This window comes from Salinivibrio sp. AR640 (assembly GCF_001995405.1).
Classification (GTDB): domain Bacteria; phylum Pseudomonadota; class Gammaproteobacteria; order Enterobacterales; family Vibrionaceae; genus Salinivibrio; species Salinivibrio costicola.
Genome location: NZ_MUFD01000045.1, coordinates 1 through 9,389 on the forward strand (window position 1 = coordinate 1; position 9,389 = coordinate 9,389).

The window sequence follows — 9,389 nt, forward strand, 5'->3', positions numbered from 1 at the left end:
TCCTGGGCAGTCAACGTGTGCGTAGTGACGGTTTGGCGTATCGTACTCAACGTGAGACGTTGCGATGGTGATACCACGATCACGCTCTTCTGGCGCATTATCGATTGACGCGAAATCACGCGCAGCACCGCCGTATACTTTTGCAAGTACAGTACAGATAGCTGCAGTCAGCGTAGTTTTACCATGGTCAACGTGGCCAATAGTACCAACGTTAACGTGCGTTTTCGTACGTTCAAATTTTTCTTTAGACATGACAGTCCCTCTAAGCACGGTATTTCGGTGGCATTACGACCACACAACCAACAATCAGGTTTGTTGAGTATACATCAAACGGCTTGAAGTAACCTTGGAGAGGATGGTGCTGATAGGCAGATTTGAACTGCCGACCTCACCCTTACCAAGGGTGCGCTCTACCGACTGAGCTATATCAGCACTCTAAAAAGAGTGGAGCGGGCAGCGGGAATCGAACCCGCATCATCAGCTTGGAAGGCTGAGGTAATAGCCATTATACGATGCCCGCAATCGTTACTCGTAGAGCTATTCAAACAATTTGAAATTGGTGGTGGAAGAAGGATTCGAACCTTCGAAGGCTGAGCCGTCAGATTTACAGTCTGATCCCTTTGACCACTCGGGAATTCCACCTAAATTTTGGTGCCGGCTGCCGGAATCGAACTGGCGACCTACTGATTACAAGTCAGTTGCTCTACCAACTGAGCTAAGCCGGCGACAAGTGCTGCGCATTCTATGCCATGGATTTGAGGGGTGCAATAGGGAATTTTAAAAAAATGGGTGATTTTTGCGTCTTTTGGGTATTTTTTTGTGTGATTGTTGGGAAAGTAACCAGCCAACACCTTGATGACAATAGGCAAGCGCTTTTCCTTCCCGCTGGTTTGCGGTATCGTCACTCTCTTTATTGGCTTAAGGCACATGGATCATGAACGCAACGCTAACGCCTTATTTGTCGTTCGACCGTCAACAATGGGCTGAACTGAGGGATGCAGTGCCCATGACGCTTACCGAAGATGACATTGACCGCTTACGCGGCTTGAATGAACATTTATCAATGGATGAAGTGCGCGATGTCTATCTACCGTTGTCGCGCTTACTCAATCTGTATGTTAAAGCGCGTAAAAGCCGAACTGAAGTGCTTGATGAGTTTCTTTCTCAGCCCGTGTCAAACCATGTGCCTTACGTTATCGGCATTGCAGGCAGTGTGGCGGTTGGGAAAAGCACGACGGCGAGGCTCCTAAAAGCGCTTCTAACCCGGTGGCCGGATCACCCTAAAGTGGCGTTAGTCACCACTGATGGTTTTTTATATCCCAATGCTGAGCTCGAATCGCGCGGCATCATGCACAAAAAGGGCTTCCCGCAGTCGTATGACATGCGCAAGCTGGTTGAATTTGTCGCTGACGTCAAATCAGGCAAAGACTGTGTCACTGCGCCTGTTTATTCTCACCTTGTCTACGACATTACATCGGATGAGCAAAAAGTCGAAAAGCCCGATATTTTAATATTAGAGGGGCTGAATGTGCTACAAAGTGGCATGGACTATCCACACGACCCGCACCACGTGTTTATTTCTGATTTTCTCGACTTTTCTATTTATGTAGACGCCGAGCCTGACTTACTCAAACACTGGTACATCGAACGCTTTATGAAGTTTCGGCGCGGGGCATTCCTCGATCCACAAGCTTATTTTCACCATTACACGCGCTTGTCCGTCGAAGAAGCGACACAGAAAGCAGCCACCATTTGGAATGATATTAACGGCAAGAATTTACTAGAAAACATTTTGCCAACCCGTGAACGGGCAAGCTTAGTGTTAGAAAAAGGCCCGAACCATTCTGTTCAGCGCGTTCGCGTGCGTAAATAGTCCGCATTCGTATAAGGACTAATCATCGCGCCTTAACGAGATTTCCCCTCCCAAGTAAGGCGTGATGTTTCCATCAACCTCCAGCAATAAGGCGCCATGCTCATCAATACCGCGCTCAATACCTTTTACCTGGCGGTCGCCCATTAATAGCTTAACGGGGCGACCGATAAAATTATCCAGTTGTGGCCAATCAGCCAAAATACTAGCCATACCTTGCTGTTCGTAGGCGATAAGCGATGCCTTGAGACGGTCAATCAAGTTCGCTGCTAACGTATTACGTGCCGGCATCGGTGAACACGCCTGTGCAAGCTTCGCCCAAGGTTGATCAATATTGTCGTTAAGATGGGCCCCCATGCCGAGATTAAGTCCCATACCAATCACTATGTGTGCCGCATCACCCGTTTGCCCGGTCATTTCAACCAAAATACCCGCCAACTTTTTGTCTTGATAATAGAGGTCGTTTGGCCATTTTACTTTGACACCTGGCGCACCCAGATCGTGTAACGCTTTTGTCATTGCTACTCCGACGACAAGGCTGAGCCCCATTGCCGCCGCAGGCCCTGCATCTAATCGCCAATACATGGAGAGGTATAAATTGCTACCAAACGGCGATTGCCATGCACGCCCTCGACGACCACGGCCTTGTTGCTGATACTCGGCCAGGCACACACTACCAGGACTGAGCTGCCCCACTCTTTCCATTAAATGCTGATTGGTTGAGTCTATCACTGGGATCACAGCCAAAGCAGGTATATCGGTATGGGCACTTAACCAAGCTTCATCGAGCAGCTCAATCGGTTGTGATAAGCAATAGCCTTTGCCCTGTACTCGATAAATATCAAGCCCCCAAGATTGGAGAACCTTGATGTGTTTACTGATCGCCGCACGCGTCATACCCAGCGCTTCCCCCAGCATTTCGCCAGAGTGAAACTCACCATCAGATAAACGTGTAATCAAGGCGAGACGTGCCGAATGCGCGCTCTTCATTGTGCCTCCAAGGTTGTTTCACCCTGCTGATCAATCAAGCGCACTTCGTGCTCAAGCCTCACACCAAAACGCGTATAAACATGCGAGACGACATGCTTAGCTAAACGTATCACATCATCACTGATCGCATTCTCGGCATTGGTAATAACCAGTGCTTGCTGAGGATGAACGCGTGCGCCGCCTTGGCGTTTCCCTTTTAAGCCACATTGATCAATCAGCCACCCCGCTGCGACCTTTTTTTGTCCCAAAGGCGCGGAAAAGAGCGGCACATCAGGGTAAGAAACCTTTAACTTTGTCGCTTGCTCGCTATCAAGCACCGGATTTTTAAAGAAACTCCCAGCGTTACCGCATACAGAAGGATCGGGTAATTTAGCGCGCCGAATCGCACACACAGCATCAAAAATGCCTTTGGGGGTCGCTTGTTGAGAATCCAGTTCAGCTAACGCGCCATACTTGAGTACCGGTTTCCACGCTTTATCCAAGCGAAAGCCAACCTGAGTAATGACCCATCCCTGCATGGCGGGGGTTTTAAAAATCGAATCGCGGTAACCAAACTGACATTCATCGCAAGACAGACGACGTTGATTGCCCGTGTCAGGATGATAGATATCGACGTAAGCGCAACGCTCCGCAAATTCGACACCATAGGCACCAATATTTTGAATCGGTGCCGCCCCCACACAGCCGGGAATTAATGCCAGGTTCTCAAGCCCAGGCATCGCATTATCAATACTCCAGGCAACAAACGCATGCCAAGGCTCACCGGCGCCAACATGTAATAGGTAATGGTCAGCGTGGTTATCGATCGTGATCCCCTTTAGGCGGTTAAGGACCACCACTCCCTCAAAGTCTTGGCAAAAAAGCAGGTTGCTGCCTTCACCAACCACTAACTTCGGTGAGTTGTGATAATCAGACGCTTGCCAAATCTCTTGTAAGTCTTGCACACAATGTGCTTCTACAATCGCTTGGGCGCGCGCGGGCAAACCAAACGTATGATGGGGTGTCAAAGACACATCAGATAACCACTTCATCGTTGCATTACGCTGTTAGAAAACTCATTGATGGGTATACTACCTGTCCTGCTCGTATTGCGCATCTATTAGGCTATGGATAATTATCACATTCACCCGCTAGAGCCCTTGCGGTTCCCACTGGTAGCGCGGTTCTACAAAACACACTATCCTCCCGGAAAACCCAAGAAAGATGAACGTATTTGGGTCATTGATGGCCCGAGTGGACTATGTGGCGCGGTACGCTTTCAGCAACGTCTCGAGTATCAGTTACTCACAGGCATGTTGCTACACCCTGATCTGCGAGGAACAGGTTTAAGTCATCGTTTACTCGACGCAGTGCAAGAAACACTGTGTCAACGTCCTAGCTTTTGCTTAGCTTTCCGTCCACTGACTACCTTGTATGCGCAGCATGGTTTTACGCCTGTCGATCATCACGTATTACCCGATGATCTGGCTGCACGCCTGCACCGTTATTGTCAAAGTGGCAAAGATTTAGTGGCGATGGAATACTCACCCAAAGCGTGACATTAGCAACAAAGCCATTGCGCGGTGATCCGTAGCTTGACGCAATTTCTGGTATCATTCAGGGTTTAGTATCAATGCTCGACTCTGGCCGTCGAACAAAAAGAGGTAATAATGGATTCAGCGAACGCAAACCGGCAGCTTATTGATCGCTTGCCCACCATTGCGCACCAGCCAGAAAATCTCGAAACCTTATTAGACGCGGTCTCATTTAGAGAACGGCTCCTTAGCGAAATTAAAAAAGCAACATCACGTATTTATCTGGTGGCTCTGTACTTACAAGACGACGAAGCAGGACGAAGCATTCTGGATGCGCTTTACGAAGCAAAGCAAGCTAACCCTGCCCTCGATATCAAAGTATTAGTCGACTGGCATCGCGCACAGCGAGGGTTAATTGGTGCTGAACAGTCGGACGGTAATGCAGGACTATATCGAGCTTATGCAGAGCGCTACCCACATAAGATAGAGGTCTTGGGTGTGCCAGTTAGAAACCGCGAAGTCTTCGGCGTTTTGCACTTAAAAGGATTCGTATTTGATAACACCGTTATATACAGCGGCGCCAGCTTAAACGATGTCTATTTAGCGCAACATGATAGATACCGTTATGACCGTTATCACGTGCTCGCCAATAAAGTACTCGCCGACACCATGGCAGACTTTATTGTCAACACGTTAATCGCCGACAGTGCCGTCAACTGTCTCACCTCGCCCGGCCGCCCCAACAGCAAAGCACTAAAGCCAAACATTCGTGAGTTTCGTGGTCAGCTACAGCAGGCCAGCTATCGATATCAAGATGAGCCGATTAGTGAAGACCAAGTTGGACTTACCCCGATGGTCGGGTTAGGTAAACGGAAAAATAAGCTCAATCGCTATATCTGTCATTTGATTGCCAGTGCCCATGATGAATTAGTCATTTGCACGCCCTATTTTAATCCACCACGCAGTGTCGTTCGCGAAATCCGTCGCGCACTTCGCCGAGGGGTAAGCGTGAGGATTATAGTGGGAGATAAAACCGCGAACGATTTCTACTCACCACCAGAGGCGCCATTTAAGACGATTTCAGCTCTGCCTTATTTGTATGAAGTCAACTTACGCAACTTTGCCCGTCGCAACGAAGCAGCGATTGCAAAACGTCAGTTAAATATCCATATCTGGAAACATGATGACAACAGCTTCCATTTGAAAGGCATTTGGGTCGATCGCCAGTATATGCTGTTAACGGGAAATAACCTCAATCCGCGCGCCTGGAAGCTAGACTTAGAAAACGCCATCTTGATTCATGATAAGCATCAGCAATTAGAGGCGCAGAAGCAGCAAGAGGTAGATACGATCTTGGCTCATACACAGCTGGTTGGCAGTTATAAGCAGATAGAAAAAATGGAGGATTATCCTGCGCCAGTCAAACGCCTACTTAAACGGATAAAGCGGGTTAAGGCCGATCATATACTCAATCAGATACTTTAGGGGATAACCGCAATGAAACAGGCCAAAATAGCTGCCATTGACGTTGATGCACAGCGCACGTTTACGCCGTTATGTCCTGACGAATTACCCGTCCCCGAAGGCGATACCATCGGACCGGCACTCAACGAGCAGGCAACGTTGGCTGACGTACGTGTTTTGACCAAAGATGCGCATCCTGCTAACGCCATTTGGGTGGTCGACGACCCCGCTGACATGCTCCAGCCTTTGCCGCATAAAAACGCCGATCTGACTTGGGTGCAACACGCGGTTCCCGGAACGAAAGGGTTTGAGACGATTGACGCATTGCCAGCAGTGACCGAATATCATTATGTGGTTTGGAAAGGCATCGAGCCCGATCTTCATCCGTATGGTGCTTGCTTTCATGATATTGAAGAAAAGCTCAGTACTGGATTAATTGAGTGGCTGCATAGCCAAGATGTCGAAACAGTAATAGTGGGCGGGCTGGCAACCGATTACTGCGTCAAAACAACCGCTATCCAACTGAAAAAACGGGGTCGTTTCGACGTTGTCGTTAACCTTGCCGCTTGCCGAGGGATTAATGCTAAAACCGTATCCTCTGCCTGTGACGAGATGCTGGCCGTCGGTATCAAATTAGTCGATAGTCAACTGGCGTTGCGCTGTCTACTACCCCGTTAATTTGTATCGCAGCAGCACATGATTGCTTGCTGCGATCTTACTCGCTAGTTTAATGTAAACATTATGCTCACCGCATGAATAAGTTTGAGTCCTAAGACATAAACACACCTTCGCCGATAAGATTACTAGGCTTCTTTGTCGCTATCCTCTAGTGTCTCTTTAACTATTTTTACAATGAAAAATAAGTTTGGAGAATAGCATGCAAAAACCAACAGCTTTGGGTCTATTGATCGGTGCATCTTTATGTAGCACCGCTTGGGCAATGCCCTCATCTCAACTTAATGCACTAGGTAATGGTCTCGATGTCCAATACCAAGTGATTGATAATACGCAAGATGACTGGCGCTCTTTCACCGGCAAAGTCGCCTTTACTAACCAAAGCGCCAAGACACTCCCCAAAGCTGGCTGGGCGATTTATTTCAGTCATATCCGCATGATCAAATCGATCGACACTGATCAGCTTAAAGTTTCTCATGTTAACGGCGATCTGTTTAAACTCGAACCCACTGATGCCTTTGTTCCACTTGCGCCCGGTGACCAATTAGTGGTTGGCTTTAATGCCTCTGATTGGCAAGTAGCGAAATCCGATATTATGCCGAACTGGTATTTGGCGTCAGACGATGAAGCTGGCACTCATACCGCGTTAATCGCCAGTACCAGTAACCACAAAAATGGCCAGGTGCCCACCAAGCCGGATGACGAACTCACCTTTGTGGGTGAATTTAACTCCCCTGCACAGTGGAAACGCTATGGTGGTGCACTGATCGATCACTATGACCCTTTTTCCGCGCAGCAACGATACGAGCGCAACGCCGACCTTTCACAGGAAGATATCCAAGGAAAAATACTGCCAACACCGGCCAGTCGCGTTGAGAAAGAAGGCCATGTCACGATTAACAGCGATTGGACTGTGGTGTATGACAATGGTTATCAAGCACAAGCAAAGTGGCTTGCCGATCAGCTTGGTATCTCAGCGAGCGACTGGGCACCCACTAACCAAAACGTTATTCATTTGGGTTGGGGAAAAATCACCCTTAACGGAAGCGACCAGTGGCATGAAGCTTATCGTCTAGATGTGCAACCTGAGCAGCAACGTATTGAGATTGACGCCCCTGATCAAGCGGGTGCCCTGTACGCTGCACAAAGCTTACTACAACTCAAATCAGGCGACAGCATCAAGGCGGTGACGCTGACCGATGCGCCCCGATTTGCCTATCGAGGCCTTTCTGTTGATGCGGCACGCAACTTTCGCAGTAAAGAAGCCATTTTTAAATTACTCGATCAGATGGCCGCACTAAAGCTTAATAAACTCCACTTGCGTCTCAGCGATGATGAAGCGTGGCGCATTGAGATCCCAGCCCTCCCTGAGCTGGCCGAAGTCGGTAGCAAGCGCTGTCATGATCTATCAGAAACCCGCTGTGTATTGCCCTTCTTAGGCGCAGGACCGGACGGCACAGAAGCATCAGACGGGTATTACACCACGGAAGATTATCAAGCCATCTTGCGTAAGGCGGATGCACTCAATATTACCGTGATCCCTGAGGTAGACATGCCTGGTCACGCACACGCCGCCATCAAAGCGATGGAAGCGCGATATCACAAGTACATGGCACAAGGCGATGAAGCCAAAGCAAAGGAATATTTACTGACTGATTTTGAGGACGATACTCAGTATCTTTCCGTGCAAATGTTCACCGATAATGCCATCAATGTTTGTATGGAATCGAGCTACCGCTTTGCCGATACTGTTGTCTCCGCTTTAGTTGATGCGCATCGTGATGTTCAGCCACTCAGCACATTCCACTTTGGTGGTGACGAAATCGCAGGTGCATGGACCGACTCGCCCATTTGTCAGTCCTTTATAACGAATAATGATACAGGCGTAAGTAGTGTCGATGATTTAAGTCAGTACTTTGTCGAACGTATCTCACACATTGCCCAACGCTATCAGCTGGATCTCGGTGGTTGGGAAGACGGCTTAATGCACACTAATCAGGTCTATCCACGATCACAACTTACCAATCAACAGGTATATGGCAATGCATGGCAAAATATCTGGGAATGGGGGGTTGCCGACCGAGCTTATAACCTCGCTAACAGTGGTTATGGCGTTATCTATAACCAAGCCACACACCTCTATTTTGACCATCCCTACGAGCCAGATCCGAGTGAGCGTGGCTACTATTGGGCACCGCGTTTTACTGATACCCGTAAAACGTTTAGCTTTATGCCTGATGATCTCTACGCTAATGCCAACACAAAACGCAATGGCGCACCAATTACTAAAAAAGAGGTCATCGAGGCCGCAACAGTGAAAACGCTCACGCGTCCAGAAAACGTACTCGGTTTGCAAGCATCGGTTTGGAGTGAAACCATTCGCTCCGATGGCCAGTTTGAATCAATGACCTTCCCTCGCCTCTTTGCCATGGCAGAACGTGCTTGGCACCGTGCTGATTGGGAAGCGAACACACAAAACGAGAAAGAGGCGAATCAAACGCAGCGAAAAGTGGATTACAACCTCTTTGCCAATCAGTTAGCAAACTACTGGTTCCCGCAATTGGAACAACAAGGCATTGGCTTCCGTTTGCCTGTTCCTGGTGGGATGATAGAGAATGGCGAACTAAAAGCGAATTCACCGTTCCCAGGACTCGCCATTGAGTACTCAACCGATAATGGCGCAAGCTGGCAAACCTATGATGCGGCAAACACTCCTCACGTGAGCACTCCTGTGCAGCTGCGCACCGTTTCGGGTGAACGTGTAAGCCGAATCAGTAAGATTGACTAATCGAGCCATCACGCAATATAGAAAAGACAAAGTATAGAAAAGAAAAAGCCCCGTTCACAAAACGGGGCTTTATTGGATCACAATATAT

Annotated in this window: 8 protein-coding genes and 4 tRNA genes; 5 read left to right on the forward strand and 7 right to left on the reverse strand. The window is 48.5% G+C overall.

Annotation, left to right across the window (positions count from 1 at the left end; genetic code table 11):
• The 5 genes from BZG75_RS14865 to BZG75_RS14885 form a co-directional block, all read right to left on the reverse strand.
• Nucleotides 1-252: GTP-binding protein (locus tag BZG75_RS14865; protein WP_242413611.1), on the reverse strand; the 252-nt coding region annotated here is incomplete at its 3' end.
• Between the two features lie 104 nt (nucleotides 253-356).
• Nucleotides 357-432, reverse strand: a tRNA-Thr gene (locus tag BZG75_RS14870).
• Nucleotides 433-445: 13 nt separating this feature from the next.
• A tRNA-Gly gene (locus BZG75_RS14875) sits at nucleotides 446-520 on the reverse strand.
• A gap of 37 nt (nucleotides 521-557) precedes the next feature.
• Nucleotides 558-642 (reverse strand) — tRNA-Tyr (locus BZG75_RS14880).
• Nucleotides 643-649: 7 nt separating this feature from the next.
• Nucleotides 650-725: transfer RNA gene (locus BZG75_RS14885), tRNA-Thr, on the reverse strand.
• A 209-nt stretch (nucleotides 726-934) separates the two neighbouring features.
• Between BZG75_RS14885 and coaA the strand changes: the two genes are divergently transcribed.
• Nucleotides 935-1,873: a type I pantothenate kinase gene (gene coaA / locus BZG75_RS14890; protein WP_077461939.1), complete on the forward strand. Its 939-nt coding sequence runs from the start codon at nucleotides 935-937 to the stop codon at nucleotides 1,871-1,873.
• Between the two features lie 18 nt (nucleotides 1,874-1,891).
• Here coaA and birA read toward each other — a convergent pair whose 3' ends face one another.
• Together birA and murB are read right to left on the reverse strand one after the other, a co-directional pair.
• A complete protein-coding gene (gene birA, locus BZG75_RS14895) occupies nucleotides 1,892-2,860 on the reverse strand; it encodes a bifunctional biotin--[acetyl-CoA-carboxylase] ligase/biotin operon repressor BirA (RefSeq protein ID WP_077461940.1) in 969 nt (322 codons plus the stop codon).
• Nucleotides 2,857-3,891: a UDP-N-acetylmuramate dehydrogenase gene (murB, locus tag BZG75_RS14900; RefSeq protein WP_021024457.1), complete on the reverse strand. Its 1,035-nt coding sequence runs from the start codon at nucleotides 3,889-3,891 to the stop codon at nucleotides 2,857-2,859. The genes birA and murB overlap by 4 nt, the downstream gene beginning before the upstream one ends.
• A gap of 75 nt (nucleotides 3,892-3,966) precedes the next feature.
• On the opposite strand from murB, the gene BZG75_RS14905 reads away from it, so the two are divergent.
• From BZG75_RS14905 to BZG75_RS14920, 4 genes are all read left to right on the forward strand, one after another.
• Nucleotides 3,967-4,398, forward strand: a complete 432-nt coding sequence (locus BZG75_RS14905) for a GNAT family N-acetyltransferase (RefSeq protein ID WP_021024456.1) — start codon at nucleotides 3,967-3,969, stop codon at nucleotides 4,396-4,398.
• A 111-nt stretch (nucleotides 4,399-4,509) separates the two neighbouring features.
• On the forward strand, nucleotides 4,510-5,859 hold the full coding sequence (gene pssA / locus BZG75_RS14910; protein ID WP_077577400.1) for a CDP-diacylglycerol--serine O-phosphatidyltransferase: 1,350 nt from the start codon (nucleotides 4,510-4,512) through the stop codon (nucleotides 5,857-5,859).
• Between the two features lie 12 nt (nucleotides 5,860-5,871).
• On the forward strand, nucleotides 5,872-6,516 hold the full coding sequence (locus BZG75_RS14915; RefSeq protein ID WP_021024454.1) for an isochorismatase family protein: 645 nt from the start codon (nucleotides 5,872-5,874) through the stop codon (nucleotides 6,514-6,516).
• Nucleotides 6,517-6,715: 199 nt separating this feature from the next.
• On the forward strand, nucleotides 6,716-9,301 hold the full coding sequence (locus tag BZG75_RS14920; protein ID WP_021024453.1) for a family 20 glycosylhydrolase: 2,586 nt from the start codon (nucleotides 6,716-6,718) through the stop codon (nucleotides 9,299-9,301).
• Nucleotides 9,302-9,389: the final 88 nt, after the last annotated feature.